At 36.9% G+C, this 14,897-nt stretch carries 17 protein-coding genes and 1 pseudogene; 5 read left to right on the plus strand and 13 right to left on the minus strand.

All coding sequences use genetic code 11. The annotated features are described in order from the left end of the window. The first annotated feature begins 89 nt into the window (after nucleotides 1–89). From ahbA to MLC44_RS09360, 4 genes are read left to right on the plus strand one after another with little or no spacing between them, the layout of a single operon-like run. Nucleotides 90–1,094 (plus strand): siroheme decarboxylase subunit alpha, encoded by a 1,005-nt coding sequence (gene ahbA, locus MLC44_RS09345; RefSeq protein WP_418640506.1) that lies wholly within the window; start codon nucleotides 90–92, stop codon nucleotides 1,092–1,094. 12 nt (nucleotides 1,095–1,106) lie between these two features. Next, the gene (locus MLC44_RS09350; RefSeq protein WP_418640507.1) at nucleotides 1,107–1,511 is read left to right on the plus strand and encodes a hypothetical protein; all 405 of its coding nucleotides are present in this window, start codon (nucleotides 1,107–1,109) and stop codon (nucleotides 1,509–1,511) included. Between the two features lie 16 nt (nucleotides 1,512–1,527). After that, on the plus strand, nucleotides 1,528–1,662 hold the full coding sequence (locus MLC44_RS09355) for a hypothetical protein (protein WP_269138907.1): 135 nt from the start codon (nucleotides 1,528–1,530) through the stop codon (nucleotides 1,660–1,662). Next, a complete protein-coding gene (locus MLC44_RS09360; RefSeq protein WP_151899954.1) occupies nucleotides 1,659–1,952 on the plus strand; it encodes a hypothetical protein in 294 nt (97 codons plus the stop codon). The genes MLC44_RS09355 and MLC44_RS09360 overlap by 4 nt, the downstream gene beginning before the upstream one ends. A gap of 10 nt (nucleotides 1,953–1,962) precedes the next feature. Here MLC44_RS09360 and MLC44_RS09365 read toward each other — a convergent pair whose 3' ends face one another. The 5 genes from MLC44_RS09365 to MLC44_RS09385 form a co-directional block, all read right to left on the minus strand. Further along, entirely contained in the window at nucleotides 1,963–2,265 is a 303-nt protein-coding gene (locus MLC44_RS09365; protein WP_151899953.1) for a metal-sulfur cluster assembly factor, read from the minus strand. Nucleotides 2,266–2,287: 22 nt separating this feature from the next. After that, nucleotides 2,288–3,526, minus strand: coding sequence for a hypothetical protein (locus MLC44_RS09370; RefSeq protein WP_434636520.1), 1,239 nt, complete (start codon nucleotides 3,524–3,526; stop codon nucleotides 2,288–2,290). An 8-nt stretch (nucleotides 3,527–3,534) separates the two neighbouring features. Then, nucleotides 3,535–3,882, minus strand: a complete 348-nt coding sequence (locus MLC44_RS09375; RefSeq protein WP_151899951.1) for a hypothetical protein — start codon at nucleotides 3,880–3,882, stop codon at nucleotides 3,535–3,537. Between the two features lie 86 nt (nucleotides 3,883–3,968). Next, nucleotides 3,969–4,616: a Crp/Fnr family transcriptional regulator gene (locus tag MLC44_RS09380; RefSeq protein WP_151899950.1), complete on the minus strand. Its 648-nt coding sequence runs from the start codon at nucleotides 4,614–4,616 to the stop codon at nucleotides 3,969–3,971. Beyond that, nucleotides 4,613–5,845 carry a glutamate-5-semialdehyde dehydrogenase gene (locus MLC44_RS09385; RefSeq protein WP_434657056.1) on the minus strand — a complete coding sequence of 411 codons (1,233 nt, stop codon included), beginning with the start codon at nucleotides 5,843–5,845 and terminating at the stop codon, nucleotides 4,613–4,615. The genes MLC44_RS09380 and MLC44_RS09385 overlap by 4 nt, the downstream gene beginning before the upstream one ends. A gap of 99 nt (nucleotides 5,846–5,944) precedes the next feature. On the opposite strand from MLC44_RS09385, the gene MLC44_RS09390 reads away from it, so the two are divergent. Beyond that, nucleotides 5,945–6,703, plus strand: a complete 759-nt coding sequence (locus MLC44_RS09390) for a pyrroline-5-carboxylate reductase (protein ID WP_434657058.1) — start codon at nucleotides 5,945–5,947, stop codon at nucleotides 6,701–6,703. 12 nt (nucleotides 6,704–6,715) lie between these two features. Here the strand turns inward: MLC44_RS09390 and MLC44_RS09395 are convergent, their stop codons facing one another. The 8 genes and pseudogenes from MLC44_RS09395 to MLC44_RS09430 form a co-directional block, all read right to left on the minus strand. Further along, nucleotides 6,716–7,126 carry a hypothetical protein gene (locus tag MLC44_RS09395; RefSeq protein WP_434657060.1) on the minus strand — a complete coding sequence of 137 codons (411 nt, stop codon included), beginning with the start codon at nucleotides 7,124–7,126 and terminating at the stop codon, nucleotides 6,716–6,718. Nucleotides 7,127–7,215: 89 nt separating this feature from the next. Beyond that, nucleotides 7,216–8,687 (minus strand): annotated as a pseudogene (thrC, locus tag MLC44_RS09400) (threonine synthase). 40 nt (nucleotides 8,688–8,727) lie between these two features. After that, nucleotides 8,728–9,954 carry a murein hydrolase activator EnvC family protein gene (locus tag MLC44_RS09405; RefSeq protein WP_346388989.1) on the minus strand — a complete coding sequence of 409 codons (1,227 nt, stop codon included), beginning with the start codon at nucleotides 9,952–9,954 and terminating at the stop codon, nucleotides 8,728–8,730. Next, nucleotides 9,954–10,766, minus strand: coding sequence for a cell division protein FtsX (locus tag MLC44_RS09410; protein ID WP_418640514.1), 813 nt, complete (start codon nucleotides 10,764–10,766; stop codon nucleotides 9,954–9,956). The genes MLC44_RS09405 and MLC44_RS09410 overlap by 1 nt, the downstream gene beginning before the upstream one ends. Continuing rightward, on the minus strand, nucleotides 10,753–11,424 hold the full coding sequence (locus tag MLC44_RS09415) for a cell division ATP-binding protein FtsE (RefSeq protein WP_151899943.1): 672 nt from the start codon (nucleotides 11,422–11,424) through the stop codon (nucleotides 10,753–10,755). The genes MLC44_RS09410 and MLC44_RS09415 overlap by 14 nt, the downstream gene beginning before the upstream one ends. Further along, the gene (gene trmB, locus MLC44_RS09420; RefSeq protein WP_151899942.1) at nucleotides 11,417–12,589 is read right to left on the minus strand and encodes a tRNA (guanosine(46)-N7)-methyltransferase TrmB; all 1,173 of its coding nucleotides are present in this window, start codon (nucleotides 12,587–12,589) and stop codon (nucleotides 11,417–11,419) included. The genes MLC44_RS09415 and trmB overlap by 8 nt, the downstream gene beginning before the upstream one ends. Continuing rightward, nucleotides 12,589–13,974 (minus strand): fibronectin type III domain-containing protein, encoded by a 1,386-nt coding sequence (locus MLC44_RS09425; protein ID WP_434657062.1) that lies wholly within the window; start codon nucleotides 13,972–13,974, stop codon nucleotides 12,589–12,591. The genes trmB and MLC44_RS09425 overlap by 1 nt, the downstream gene beginning before the upstream one ends. Further along, nucleotides 13,922–14,896, minus strand: a complete 975-nt coding sequence (locus MLC44_RS09430; RefSeq protein ID WP_151899940.1) for an RluA family pseudouridine synthase — start codon at nucleotides 14,894–14,896, stop codon at nucleotides 13,922–13,924. Before MLC44_RS09430 ends, MLC44_RS09425 begins: the two co-directional genes overlap by 53 nt. Nucleotide 14,897: the final 1 nt, after the last annotated feature.

Genomic DNA, 14,897 nt, shown 5'->3' on the forward strand with positions numbered 1-14,897 from the left:
CAGACATAAAGTTCTTGACAAATATCAATTTAAATTTAGATAAAGATAGATACAATCATTATGCTAAAAATTAATATAAAGTAATACAGATGAAACAAGAGATACTTTCAAGAATACAGAAAAAGTTTCCGTTGGTACAAAAACCTTTTGAGGTGATTGCTGATGAGTTGGGTATGCGAGAAGATGAAGTTTTAGAGATATTGCAAGCAGAAAAAAAAGCAAATATCATACGTCAGACTTCCGCCATATTTGACACAAAACGCCTGGGGTACAAATCATCTCTGGTTGCGTTTAAAATTCCCGAAGAAAAAATCAACAGTGCCGTAAAGATTATCAATGCCCATCCCGGTGTTTCGCATAACTACGAAAGAAACCATGATTTTAACATCTGGTTTACCATGGCAGTTGCACCTGATTCTGTTTTGGGTTTAGAAAAAACAATACAAACGCTTGCCAGCCTTACAGAGGCAGATGATTATATTGTTCTGCCTACCCTGAAGCTTTTTAAGATCAATGTCAAACTCAATACGACAGGAAAAGACGAAAAAAAAGAAGAGGTAAAAAAAGTTGTCCATAAAGATATAGAACTGACACCTTTACACCATAAAATTATTCAGAGAGTACAGTATGACATTGACTTTGTCAGCGAACCATTTGCTGATATCATCAATGATCTTGATATAGACTACGAAACCTTTTTCAATACCCTGCAGGAGTTGCAGAAAGCCGGTGTCATGAGACGGTTTGCTTCCATTTTAAACCACAGAAAAGCAGGTTTTAATGCAAATGCCATGGTTGTCTGGGATATTGATGAAACACTCGGCGATGCCATAGGTGCAAAGGCAGCGGCTTTTTCTGCCGTAAGTCACTGCTACCTGCGTCCAAAATACAAAAACTGGCCCTATAATCTCTTTACAATGGTCCACGGAAAAACGACCCAAGAGACAAATGCCATGATTGCGGAGATGGCACAGGAGATAGAATCAAAAGACTACATGCCTCTGTACTCATCAAAAGAGTTTAAAAAGGTAAGAATTGAGTATTTCACACCCAAATTTGCCGAATGGGAAAAAAAACATGCTACAGTTGCATAAAGGAGAAATATAATGGAAAGATTTTTTGAACTGGAAATTGCATATATTGTAATAGGAATATTTTTTTTGGCCATTACCGCCTTTGTCACAACAAGGGATTTTATGCCAAAAGGTGCCTTTAAAAAAGGAATGTCTGGTATATTTGCCATATTTGCCATTATGATAGGTATTCATTATTTTGTAACTACCAAAAGAATGCAGGGTGTCAAAGAAATCTTTAATGAAGGCAAGACTGTTATCTGTGAAAACAAAATGAGAAGAACCATTTCACAATCTGTTTTGATTTCAAAAAAGCTTGGATGGAGACTTGATGGTGATTACTTCAAAAATCCTGATTTTATCAGAGATTTTCATACGGCAAGATGCGTAGACTATTCACCTATTGCCCCAAAAGATGAGACTGAAAATGATAAGTAGATTCAAAAGATATGGTATGGCTGTCATTTTTTTGTTTTTAGTTGTCATTTTAATGCTGCTGGGAACCCTGGGTGTCAAAGATTTTGGAGATCAGATGTTTAAAGATGCAAATATTACAATTACCCCAGAAGGAGAAAGGATACATTTATGAGTTTGACATTTTTGTTGAGTATTGGAATTGTTCTGACAATTATCTTTCATTTTTTAGGCGTGTATGCCGGTGCTAAAAAAATAGTATGGATTGCCATTATTCTTATATGGGCTGCTGTTATTTCTGTTGCAACAAGTGAAGTCAAGCCGAAAGCCTATGATGATATAAAAAGAATGCAGGGTAAATATAAAGATACAGACCGACTTATAGACGAAGCGATGCCAAAAGTTTCGGTATATGAAATGATACTGATAAAAAACAGTTATTTAAAACATGAGCCTCAAGAGTAGGCTCATACAATCAGGCAGCACCCAGTGCTTTTTTGACATTTTCATCAGCCATGGAAATATTCCACTGCGGTTCCCAGACAACTTCTACATCAGCACTTTTTACATTTGGCAGTTTTTCTACTGCTTCTTTTACCCATTGCAAAATCATCTGATGCATAGGACAGGCCTTTGTTGAAAGCGTCATGACTACTTTAGCATTCCCCTCTTCATCACAACTGGCATCATAGATAAGACCCATTTCCACAAGATTAAAACCTACTTCCGGATCTATAACCGTTGAAATTGCCTGAAATAATTCATCTTTTGTATACATGTAATTCTCCTCTTCTAAAATTTTATGCTTTAAAATTTATCATATAAAATACATTTCTGATAAATGCCAATGTTCCTATAAAAAGAAAAGAAGCACCGGCATGCAGCAATGCATCACCTTTTGTAAGTATTGCGATGGTAATCAAAACAACACCGACTGCACAAAATACAAACTGAGCCTGCGAACTTTTGTACGGTACCATATCTGCCAGCATCGGAACCTTCTGTTTCCCTACCAATGGTGAAAACTTTTCAAACCAGACCAAAAACGGAATTATTTTGTAAATATGCCCTGTAATCAAAAAAGCAAAAAATCCAAAAAAGAACAGCCACATAGAGGCCAGTAAAAATTCCTCTTTTTGTGTCAGAAAATAAAACACGACAATCACAATGGAAACCAACATGGAAATATAAGAGAACATCAAAGAGACCGCATAGATATCGTTCTCTTTTCTTGGTCTTGTACTGTAAATTATATAGATAAGATAGAAATAGACGATCATCGAAACAGCTGCCAAAGCATAGCCGGTATAGGCCAGTATATCTATCTTAAAAAATGAAGATATGACAACACTCACAACAGCCATACTCATCATAATCAAAGAAATCTTTAACGGTTTCAAAGAAAAGCTGTGTGAGAGCGTAAACATAGGAACAAGCACAATAGAGAGTCCCATAATGGTTATCGCAATGTAACCGCCTAAAACCGCATAGACATGGGCCTTCAGCAAGGATGCAATATCCAAAGAAATTGTTCCGGCATAAGAGAGTGCCATTAAAAGCCCAAAAATTATTCCGAAGAACAAAAAAGTGTTTGAAATGAGCAGACTGCTCATCACCAAAGTTAATTTTTTGACTTTAAATATTGTTAAAAAAATTTCGCCTACAAATATCAGCATAGATATCAATACAGTCACACCGCCGTAAGGCAGCAGCGCGGGAAAATACAAAAATCCGAACACCATGAGCAGTGTACCCGTGAGCAGCAACGGCCAAATTGCATAAAAAAGTTCTACACCAAAGTGTCCGACTTCAAGAACAACCGGAACCAGTTGTGCCATTGCACCAAAAATCACCATCATGACAAAACCCAATAAAAACAGATGTACAAATGCCATCATATCCGGGTTGACAAAAGAGAGATTTGCAGCATCAAATGAAAAAAGATAGACTGATGCAAAAAAATAAAACAGGCTCCCTATCAGGAAAAAAGGAGCTATTAGTTTAAACGGCGGTGCAAAGTCCTGCGATATTTTTACCATTACTCAACTCAACCGCCACAACTTGTCTGTGTCAAATCAGATTCACTTGCAGCATCTTTGTTATATGAAAAAACAACTTTTACCAAACCGTCATCCAGCTCTTGTATATCATACTTCACATCATCTTCAAGTTTTGCAAAAAGTCCTCCCGGTGCTTTATGGTTTATCATCACCAAAGTGTCATTAGTTCCTTTTATAAGAGCCAAGCCTGCCATTGCATTTACCATTGGGTGTGGCGGCCCCTCTTTTGATGTATCAAAATAATAGGTACTTTCTCCATCTTTTTGCAATTTATAAAAATCAACGGTAGCACCGTCAACAACTATTTTTTCAGCTTCATTGGGTATATGTGACATTATCAATCCTTTTACTTATAAGATTTCATGATTGTAATCAAGAAAGCGTAATAACAGGTTGACCAATATCAATAAAAAGAGAAAAATCACTCAAAAAGGATGGTTAATGCCTCTTTGTTTGTAATTTTGTATGAACTTGCCTCTTTTTTTACAAACCCTAACTTTGTAAATTTCTTCAGTATTCTCGAGAGTGTCTCGGGAGTCATGTGCAGATATTGTGCAAGCTGATTGTTTTTCATCTTCAGTGCCTCGTCATTTTCACAAATATATTTTGCAACTCTTGCCGTTGAGTCCAGAACAACATTCAAGGCTATCACATTGTCAAGATGCTTGATTTTTTGGGTCAGTGATTTAAAAAGGGCCAAAGAGATATCTTGATTTCCAAGAAAATACTCTTTGAATTTTTCAAAGTCTATCTCTAAAACACTCCCGTCACTTTCAAAAGCAGCAGAAGCAGGATACGGAATACCTTCAAAAACCGCCATTTCGGCCACCATGCTTTTTGGTCTAAACCGATGCAGAATAATTTCATTGTTTTTTGGATCTATTTTATAAATTTTCACAACACCTTCAAGCACCATCGTAAGATGCTGTGCTTTGTCTTTTTCATAAAAAAGAATTTCACCTTGAGAAAAACTTCTCTTTCTTGTGATTGAAAGTAACAGTTTCAACTCTTTTTCATTGAGATTTTCAAAAAAAACAATACTTTTTAATTCGTCAATTGTCAACATCATCTTATCTGCCCGCTTCCGTAAATTTTGTATTTATACGTTGTCAACCCTTCTATTCCCATAGGCCCTCTTGCATGGAGTTTGTTTGTACTGATTCCCACTTCTGCACCAAAGCCAAAAGCGCCTCCGTCTGTAAAACGGGTAGAGGCATTGACATAAACTGCCGCTGCATCAATGTTGTTTAAAAATTTCTCTGCTGTAGTGATATTTTCAGTAACAATAGCTTCCGAGTGTCCTGAGCCGAAACGTACTATATGCTCAATTGCCCCGTTGACACCCTCAACAACCTTCAAATTTAAAATATTTGCCAAATACTCAGTATGATAATCGGCATCTGTCGCCTCTGCAACACTGATTATTTCCTGAGTTTGCACACAGCCCTTTAATTGTGTATTTGCATTGTCAAACGCCTCTTTTAAAAGAGGAAGTACCTCTTTTGCTATTGTTTTGTCTACCAACAGTGTCTCCATAGCATTACAGACACCCGGTCGTTGTACTTTTGCATTCAATGCAATTTTTACAGCACTCTCAATATTTGCGTCTTTGTCTATATAGGTATGACACTGCCCTTTGTCATGTTTGACAACACTTACCGTTGCATTTTCACTGACAAATTTTATAAGCCCTGCTCCTCCGCGAGGAATAATCAGGTCTACATATTTATCCATTTTGATAAGTTTGGCCACACCTTCACGGGAACTGTCCGGAATCAAAGATATAAGAGATGTCGGCAAATCATGATTTTCCAAGACTGCTTTTAAAACTTTTGCGATTGCTTTGTTTGAGCGTTCTGCTTCTTTGCCGCCTTTAAGGACACAAACATTTGAGCTCTTAAAACAAAGAGCAGCTGTATCACTCGTAACATTAGGGCGTGATTCATAAATAATACCGATAACCCCAATAGGAATACTCACTTTTTCTATTTTCAGCCCATCTTCAGTCAACCACCCGTCAAGTACGCGTCCTACCGGTTCTTTGAGTGCAGCTATCTCTTCTACAGCCTTTGCCATGGACTCTATTCTCTCCTCATCCAAAAAAAGTCTGTCCATCAATGCAGAACTTAATTTGTTCTTCTCACCTTCAAGCATATCAATAGCATTTGCTTCTATAAGATCCATAGTATTGGCACGTAAAGCATTTGCCATTTCATGTAGTATTTTGTTTTTATCACGTCCGCTCAAACTGTTAAATACTCTACTCGCAGTCTTTGCTTCTTTTAAAAATTGTTCCATATCCTCACCCATTTTTTAGACTTTAGGGCACCTCTAAAAAAATTTAGAGGTGCCCTAATTTTAATAATGTTATACTACCATAAAACATTTAGGACTTGTATGAAAACAATTACATTTATCGGAAATGGCAATATGGCACTCAGCATTGCCAAAGGTTTAAAAAACAGTTACAACATAGAAGTAGTTGGAAGAGACCGTAAAAAGTTAGACAGTTTTGAAGAAAAACTCGGTTTACATGTAAAGAAATCTCTTCTTGATAATTTTAATATTGAAGATAAAAATATTCTCCTGTGTGTAAAGCCGGCAAATGTAGAAGAAGTGTCAAAAAAACTGCAAGGCAGAGCAGAGGTACTCTATTCGGTTTTGGCAGGAACAGGCATTCAGAAACTCAAAGATCATTTTAACACATCTGCAGTTGTAAGAGCTATGCCAAACCTTGCGGCGAGTGTTGGAAAATCCATGACAACACTTACAGGAGATACCGCCTATAAAGAAGAAGCACAAACGCTTTTTAATTCTATCGGATCAACAAGATGGCTGGCAAACGAGAAAGAGATAGACATAGCAACAGCTCTTGCCGGCAGCGGTCCTGCTTATCTTGCACTTATTGCAGAATCTTTAAGCGACGGAGCAGTCAAACAGGGACTCAAACGCGAAGATGCCATGGCTATTATGCGTGGTTTGTTTGACGGTTTTGGAGAGCTTATCCAGGAAATACACCCTGCACTGCTTAAAGACGGTGTCATGAGCCCGGGAGGAACAACAGCAGCAGGATATGCTGCACTCGAAAAAGGAAATGTTCGCAATGCCTGCATCCAAGCAATAGAAGAAGCCTATAAAAAAGCAGTGAAGCTGTAAGGCTGGGCTGCTTTAATACCCCTCTTCTGCTTCATAGGTTAAATACAGAATCATAATCCAGATCAACAGACAGACAGAGACTATTTCATACCCTATCAGCCAAACTACAGGAAATGCATTGAGATTCAGTAACTGAAAGCTTTCCCAATTTGCATTTGCTATAAATAAAAATAAAAACAAAGCTCCAACGGTATAGGGGATACCGACAAAATAGAGTATGTATGCAACGAATTCCCATTGTTCGGGAATAAACAGATAATCTTTAAAATCGACTTTTTGAGAACCAAAACTTGTACGCTTTTTAGCTGTTTTTGCTTTTCTTCCATGAAAAGACTTTGCACGTCTTTCATTCAGTATCAGCTGATTGTAATAAAGCATATTCCGCTTCTGCTTTAACTTATCCTCAGTTGTTGTTTTATTCATAATTTTTCCTATTAAAGTTATTTTACATCTTTAATAGTTAATGACAACTTAAACTGTTAATAATAATGATTTATCACTTTTTGAAAATGTTATAAAAATTTAAGTATCTCTTCTTCTATTTCCTCTTTTTCTATCACTGTTTTTTGCACTATCGGTTTTGTAAACAACTCTTGTATCATCTTTGGAATTTCAAAATTTGCCACTCTCGATATTGATTCTAACGCATCAATATCTTTCATATCAATCTCTCCTGTCAGTGCATTTGCAATTACCGGAGAAAATTTTGTCCACTCAGCCGTCGAATAGGCAATAGTCTTAATTTCAGGTTTTGAACATGTTTCATAGGATTTCATACATGTAGCCGTATGCGGATCCATCAAATAGTTATATTTTTCAAAAGTCTCTTTGATGTATTTTTTACCCTCTTCTCCTGTACAAAAATCAGCATCAAAACACTCACGAGCTTTGTAAGTTCATCCGCTGTCAATTCATAGAAATTATTCTCTTCAAGATTTTGCATTAACTCTTTTGTTCTGTCTTCTCCAAACAGATCGAACAAAACTCTTTCAACATTTGATGACTTTAAAATATCCATAGCAGGTGATGTCGTACCGATAACTTCACAATTTCTCAAATCATATTTCCCGTCACGAATCAGACGCGTAAGCACATTGTTTTCATTTGATGAAATAATGATTTTTTCAACAGGCAGACCCATTTTCCAGGCATAATATCCCCCAAGAGCATTTCCAAAGTTCCCGCTTGGGACGTTCAGATACACTTTTTCACCCATTGTGACTGCATTTTGACGAACCAGCTCCAGATAAGAGTGAATATGATAAATAATCTGAAATATTATACGTCCAAAATTGACTGAATTTGCTGCTGAGAGTTTCATATCTTTTTTTTGCAATGCATTCTTGAAACTTTGTGAAGCCAGTAAACGTTTTAAAGCGCTTTGTGCATCATCAAAAACACCGTTTATCCCGATGACTTTTAGGTTTGGTGCATCTTCTGTCACCATCTGCAGACGCTGCACATCACTTGTTCCGCCATCCGGGTAGAGACATGCAACTTTTACATTTGCTTTGTTTTTAAAAGTTTCAAGTGCCGCAGGACCGGTATCTCCGCTTGTTGCAGCCAAAATCAAATAATTTTCATTTAATCTCTGTGCGATAGAAGAAAGAACTACACCAAAGGGTTGCAGTGCCATATCTTTAAATGCGCGAGTAGGCCCGTGATACAGTTCACTGATATAGAGGTTTTCTTTGACTTTTACAACAGGGACAGGATTGGATGCATCATCAAATTTGTCATACAGACTCAGTGCCTCATCAATCACTTCTTTTGCTATATCTATTTCAAAACGATCCAACATATCTGCTGCAAGTTCTTTATAAGAAGAGTTCAAATGCTTTTGTAAAAATTCTTCTCCGAGAGCAGGAAGATTTTGCGGGACATATAAACCGCCAAAAGATGCTATAGGACTCAATATTGCTTCCGAAAAGGTAACCGTTTGCGACTTTTTCTTATCTACGCCGCGTGTTTGAATAAAGTTCATATTTTTTCTCTGTTTTTTATTTTTGCAATTATATCAAAATCTATTGAAATAAACGTATCGGATTAATATGATTTGTTTTTTGTGTGACTTCAAAAACAAGTTCATCTTTAACCCTGCCGATTGTTGCACCTTTGGCAATCTTTTTCCCTTTTTTGACATTTGGTGCTATCTGTGAAAGATTTGCATAAATCGTATGGAGTCCGTTTTTGTGTTCGACAATCACAATATTGTCTAAAACCGCTGTCTTTGCCGCATAAATCACTTTACCGTTGAAAACAGTTTTTACTTTTGCATTAGGATATTTTGGTTTCAAAGAGATAGACTCATTAAATATCTTTATACCGTAAATAGGATCTGTATAGGTACCGTATTTTTTTGTAATTGTATACGCATTAAGCGGAGCAATCGTTTTTCGTCCTCTGTACCTGATTGTCTTTATTGCCTGATAACTGCTGCCGTGTTTTTTTACTTTTGGCAGATTTTTTCCAAGTTTGTTCTGACGTTTTGCAAAAGCCAGTTTTCTCATCTTTTCTTCTTTTGCTCTTTTAATTTCATCTATTTTTATAAGATTAAGCTTAGAAAGAGTTCTTTTTAAAGCATTTTGCCTTCTGATAAGACTTTTTAACTCTTTTTTGTAGGACTCTTTTGCCAAAGTCAGTTTTTTTAACGCTTTTTTGTTCTCTTTTTTTCTTCGGATTACTTCTTTTCTTTTTTGATCTATACTTGCGATTGCCACTTCGAGTGAACTTACATGTAAACTGATTAAATCTATATTTTTTTCATTTTCAAAAAATTTTCTGCTTAAAAGTTTTGCTTTGTCTTTTGAAGCTTTCAGCATAGCTTTTAAAACTTCAAACTCCATGATGGCTTCTTCGTTTTCAGGATACTCTTTTTCCAGAACAACTGATAAAGAGACAGTTTTGGCTATAACAAAAATCAGATCCTCTTCGAGTTTTTGTCGTTTTTTTTGAAGTGCTTCCTGGGATTTTTTTAAAATTTTCAACTGTTGTATATTCTCACTGTGACTGCTCTCTTTGAGAGAGAGTTCTTTTTCCAACTGTTTGAGATAACGCGTTTTTTTTGCCAACTCTGTTTTTTGTTTGATGATAGCTTTGGCCGTCTGTGCCATTTTCGCATTAAGTACAGAATAGTTCTTCGTATAAGACTGCAGCGCAGAACTTGTTTTGTTTATTTTTTTATCTATTGCTGTTGATCCGAATACAGCACTGCTGCATATAAAGAGTAAAAAAAATAATACAGCTCTCATCAGACCTCTTCTTTATGCCCTAAAACTATAAAACCTGCCAGTAAAATAGAGACTGTTATAGAAACACCAAGCATAATCAGTGAATCATACACTTTGTCAAAAATCACAACAGATATGCCTATGTTTGCAAACTGTTCTTTTACCCACGGACTTGAGGCAAAATAGGAAAAAGCTATAAATGAAATACCAAAAGCTATAAATGCATCAACAATGGAAAGCCGAAACAAAACTGCTGAACGCAACCATGTAGGCGCACCGAACAATCCCATTATATTCATTCTTTCATTGTGTTTGAACTGCCATATGCGAAGTTCTTTAAATATTAAAAGTATCGTAACAAGCAAAATAGATACAGCCAAAACAGATATGACATTTTTAAAAAGCAGCAGCAGTTTATAGGTTGTGTCATGTGTATTTGAAAAAGTTTCCACTTTTGTAATATACGGGTATGCTAAAAGCTCTTTTTTTATTTTTTGCAACTCAACAGGTGTCGGATATCTTTTTAATTTAAATTTATAAAATTTCGGCAATGTTATTTTCAACAGTTCTATATTTCTTTTGTTTATCCCGGTATTGAGTTTTTTTATAATCTCATCAGGAGAAAGCTGTTCGACAGAAGAGAGTGCTGATATTTTATCCGTCAACTCTTTTGGCTGCAATGTTTTTTGACTGACGACCACAAGTGAATAGTTGTTTGCCAGATTCTCTTTATAGGCATTGATAGATCTGTCTACTATAGTAAAAATCTGCAATGAAAAAAGTATACTTACAAGAGCAATGACAAGAGAGATATGGTTTTTAAATGACTTCATGTACCTCTCCGAATTCTATATGATAGTGCTTGTAATCAACCTTCATTGTTTCAGGAATATGGTGTGTTACCACAATAACAGTAGTTTTAAGCTGCTCATTTGCACCTTCTAAAAGATTCCAGATCAGCTGTGAAGAGTAATCATCAAGATTACCTGTCGGCTCATCGGCAAGTATCAAGATCGGATTATGTGCCAAGGCTCTTGCCATGGCTACACGCTGTTGCTCTCCGCCGCTGAGTTCCAAAGGATACTTCCCCACTTGATGCTGCAGTCTTACATGCTTAAGCAGAGAGTCAACCTGACTCTGTGTGATACTTTTTTCATAGCCGTTTATAATCAGCGGCAGCATGATATTCTTTTCTATCGTCCACTCTTTTACAAGTTTATAGTCCTGAAAAACAATGCCGAGATGCTTTCGCAAAAAATTCAGCTTTGCATTTGAAACACCCTTGAGTTCAACACCTCCGACAACAAGACTTCCCTCTATGGGTTTAAGCGCACCATAGAGTGACTTTAACAGTGTTGATTTTCCGCTACCGCTTGCTCCGGTTATAAAAACAAAACTTCCCGAGTCTATAGAAAAATTTGCTTTGTTTATAATGGTTTCATCTTTGGAATAAGCAAGAGAGAGGTTTTGAGCAATAATAACTTTATCCATGTAACACCTTGTTCAGTTCTTTGTGTGCTTTGAGATTACTGCGTGATTTTAATGGGTACTCTGGATAGTAAAAAACTTCTTCATTATTGATAATAAGATACAAATGTTCCGGTCTGTCAAAACTCCCCATTGACAAACGCAGCATAACCCCTTCTTTGAGTCTGTATACACGTTCAAAATGTATAAAACCGCCTTCAAAACGAAAAGTCTTATTATGCAGTGCAATGATTTCTTCCACACTCAAGCCGGGTTTTGTAAAAGTAAAGTCACCTTCAATAGCCAATTCCTGAGAAAACTCATCATTTATCATTGTCACATCATAAATGTTTTTTTCTTGTCTTTTCCATCTGTCTTCATATTTTGAGCTGATGGCTATATCTTTGTTTTTATTAATTTGCAGTGTTGTTTTGTCAAATGCTATAAAGGTTTCATAAGAGTACACATAATAGTTTTCACTGTCTGTTCTAAGCTCCAAAGTCCCGCCAACTTTCAATACACGACGGGCCTCTTGGATAAAAGAAGTTGAAATAACTCTGCGATGCGGTTTTTTATCCCACGGAACAGGAAAATGCACATAAATAGCCCCGACGATATTTGAAGGAACAAGCTCCATAAAAAGCCTCGCATCATAATCAAGCACAAGTAAATTATCCAGCTTCTGTATAACGCTCTGTTTGAGTACCTGTTCTATGGAAGGACGATGAATCTCCAAACCTATAAAGAGCACATCAGGATTCTTTGCTGCCTGATGCAGCAAATGCCGTCCAGAACCAAAGCCTACTTCAATGCGGACCTCTTTGTCCTGTGGAAATTCATTGGCAAAATATTCTATTTTTTTGAGTGCCGTTACTTCCTGCAGATGTATATTCTTCGGTGCCTGGGGTACATTTGAAGCGATTACATGTAACCCTGCAGCTTTTGCATATGCCAAAAGTGCTTTATGTACATTGTGTATGGAAGCGGGACGCGTAAGCTTGTCAGTTTTGAGCAGGCTTCTGTTCTCTTCTTCTTTAACCAAAAGAAAAAAATCTTCACCTTCTACAGTTGTTGCAATGAGTTTTTCATCGGCATGCAAAACATTTGATGCAATAAAATTAAAACTCACCTCATCACAAAGCTTTGGAAAATCAATTTGTTTAAATTTTTCTATATGTAAATGTGGCATTAAATCTCGTTTAAATCTAAATCTTTTACAGGAGTCACTCTCTCTTGTGTGCTGTCTGTATTCTTTGTGTAAGTTTTGACAGGAGCCTCTTTCACCGGCGCACTCTTTTCTCCGTCAACCACCTTGGTAAATGCACCAACTTTTATTTTGACTTCAGTACTCGGTTTTGAAACTATACCGTTTTCATCTATACCGTAAACAGTATATGCATACATACTGTCTGCAGCAATGTTTGTATCAATAAACCTGTTTGTATGAATATTCTTATACTCTTTTTTTGTCTCTTTAAACCAGCCTATCTGGCGCTTTCTGACAATTTCATAAGATTTGATTCTTGCGTCTGCAGTTTTCCAGGAAAGTTCTACTCCTGAATCAGTAAGCTGTATTGAGGTAATAACAGGAGCATCAGGCTTTGGCAGTGTCATCCCCATAACGGTATTTTTATCATGTTCGCTTTCAAGCCCGTCTTTATCCACAACACTGACTCTGTAAAAATAAACCTGCCCGTCTTTGTTAATATGATCTGTAAAGCTGTTGTTATACAGTTTGGCTATCAGTTCAAAAGAGCTGTCTATGTCTTCGCCTCTGTATAAATAGTATTGATGAAAATCTTTTTGTTTTGAAGCAGACCAGCTGATTTTTATCATTTTTGGCAAATTTTTGCTTGCACTTATATGTTCTACACCTTTTGGCAGTGCCTTTGTTACAGATTTTACAATCTGTGAAGGTTTTGAAATAATTCCATCATAGGTCTTTACCCGAATTCTGTACAGATATACGGCATTGTCTTTTAAACCTTCATCAATATACTCGGCATTCAAGCGCCCTTTCAGTATTGCAATTTTTTTAAATGATTCATCTTCAACACTCTGGCGTTCAATTATATAGGATGCAACCCGTTGATTTTCATGCGGTCTCCATATAATTTTCGCACTTCGAGGAAGTCCGGCAATGGAGTGTATCCAGGCTACAGATTCCAGGACAGGGAGAGTGCTGACATTATATACTTTACTGAGTTTGCCCTGGGCATCTTTGGAAACCACCCTGAAAGCATAACTGTATTTTGTACCTGGTTCATTCTTTGCATCAAGATAATGTGTTTTAAATCTATTGTCTATACGGTCATAATAATCCAGTTCTTTTGTGGCTTTTTTCCCTAGAATTCTTTTATAGACATAAATACCGTTTACACGCGGATCTTTTATACTTTTCCATTCAAAGGCTACTGTTTTCATATCACGCATGATTCCGTTTTTTGTAAGCATTACAACAGGCAGCGTAGAGTCTATAGCAACTTTTTTCTTTGGCAGCGGGCTTATTCCCTGACAGCCACTAAGAATCAGCAGTGAAACTGCGCATAATGTACTCAGGCTCAATAACTTCATTTAAAATCTCCGTATCAAATTTTTTATAAATTGTTTCTCGCATTATAGCATCAAACTCTGCTTGAAAAGTTAACTTTTCTTTTGTTGAAGGATGAATAAAGTAAATCATATAGGCATGCAGCAAAATACGTTCCGAGTTCTCCTGTTTTGGGCTCAATCCATAGATATGATCCCCCAAAATATGACGGTTCATACTCTCAAGGTGTACCCTTATCTGATGGGTTCTTCCGGTAAAAAGCTTACAGGCTATAAGCTGTGTCTGTTCATCTTCACTCAAAGCCAGATGTTTAAACATCGTTTTTGCATACTTTGCATGTTCCAGTCCGGATGCCATTTTCAAACGGTTATGGGCACTTCTGCCTATGTTTGATTCTATTGTGGTAATTTCTTCTTTTAGAGGAGGCACTATGACAGCTATATAGTAACGCCCCATACTTTTGTCCTGCAACTGTTTTGACAAAAATTCATGGGCAGCATTGTTTTTGGCAACAACCATTGTGCCACTCGTTCCTTTATCCAGACGATGCACGATACCGTGACGCTCTTCCCCGCTTATAGTAGAAAGTCTGATACCTTTGTGCTTGAGCCAGTCAACCAGTGTTGCTTCTTTGACACTCGGTGCAGGATGAACTGTCACGCCGCTTGGCTTGTTTATGACCAGAACGTCATCATCTTCATATAAAATTTCAACATCAAAATCTACGTCAAGTGCTTTTTCCTCTTTCGCCTCAGGAAATTCTACCCTGACTGTCTGTCCTGATTTAAGTTTTACACCCGGACGGGGAACTTTTTTTCCATCGACAAAGACACATTCATGTTTGATCAGTCCTGCTATCTGCGAACGGGTCTGTCCTATCTGTGCAGTCAAAAAAGTATCCAGTCGTTCAGGATTTACGCATTTGTATTCTTGTGTGTTTATCATT

Source organism: Sulfurimonas sp. NW9 (genome assembly GCF_051132275.1).
In the GTDB taxonomy this organism is placed as follows: Bacteria; Campylobacterota; Campylobacteria; order Campylobacterales; family Sulfurimonadaceae; genus Sulfurimonas; species Sulfurimonas hydrogeniphila.

Excerpts from the sequence above, each read along its gene's own strand:
- MLC44_RS09405 (WP_346388989.1), bottom strand. The coding sequence starts at position 9,954 with ATGAGAGCTGTATTATTTTTTTTACTCTTTATATGCAGCAGTGCTGTA.
- MLC44_RS09375 (WP_151899951.1), bottom strand. The coding sequence starts at position 3,882 with ATGTCACATATACCCAATGAAGCTGAAAAAATAGTTGTTGACGGTGCT.
- ahbA (WP_418640506.1), top strand. The coding sequence starts at position 90 with ATGAAACAAGAGATACTTTCAAGAATACAGAAAAAGTTTCCGTTGGTA.
- MLC44_RS09395 (WP_434657060.1), bottom strand. The coding sequence starts at position 7,126 with ATGAATAAAACAACAACTGAGGATAAGTTAAAGCAGAAGCGGAATATG.
- MLC44_RS09370 (WP_434636520.1), bottom strand. The coding sequence starts at position 3,526 with ATGGTAAAAATATCGCAGGACTTTGCACCGCCGTTTAAACTAATAGCT.
- MLC44_RS09380 (WP_151899950.1), bottom strand. The coding sequence starts at position 4,616 with ATGATGTTGACAATTGACGAATTAAAAAGTATTGTTTTTTTTGAAAAT.
- MLC44_RS09355 (WP_269138907.1), top strand. The coding sequence starts at position 1,528 with ATGGCTGTCATTTTTTTGTTTTTAGTTGTCATTTTAATGCTGCTGGGA.
- MLC44_RS09430 (WP_151899940.1), bottom strand. The coding sequence starts at position 14,896 with ATGATAAACACACAAGAATACAAATGCGTAAATCCTGAACGACTGGAT.
- MLC44_RS09410 (WP_418640514.1), bottom strand. The coding sequence starts at position 10,766 with ATGAAGTCATTTAAAAACCATATCTCTCTTGTCATTGCTCTTGTAAGT.
- MLC44_RS09425 (WP_434657062.1), bottom strand. The coding sequence starts at position 13,974 with ATGAAGTTATTGAGCCTGAGTACATTATGCGCAGTTTCACTGCTGATT.
- MLC44_RS09415 (WP_151899943.1), bottom strand. The coding sequence starts at position 11,424 with ATGGATAAAGTTATTATTGCTCAAAACCTCTCTCTTGCTTATTCCAAA.
- MLC44_RS09385 (WP_434657056.1), bottom strand. The coding sequence starts at position 5,845 with ATGGAACAATTTTTAAAAGAAGCAAAGACTGCGAGTAGAGTATTTAAC.
- MLC44_RS09350 (WP_418640507.1), top strand. The coding sequence starts at position 1,107 with ATGGAAAGATTTTTTGAACTGGAAATTGCATATATTGTAATAGGAATA.
- MLC44_RS09360 (WP_151899954.1), top strand. The coding sequence starts at position 1,659 with ATGAGTTTGACATTTTTGTTGAGTATTGGAATTGTTCTGACAATTATC.
- trmB (WP_151899942.1), bottom strand. The coding sequence starts at position 12,589 with ATGCCACATTTACATATAGAAAAATTTAAACAAATTGATTTTCCAAAG.
- MLC44_RS09390 (WP_434657058.1), top strand. The coding sequence starts at position 5,945 with ATGAAAACAATTACATTTATCGGAAATGGCAATATGGCACTCAGCATT.
- MLC44_RS09365 (WP_151899953.1), bottom strand. The coding sequence starts at position 2,265 with ATGTATACAAAAGATGAATTATTTCAGGCAATTTCAACGGTTATAGAT.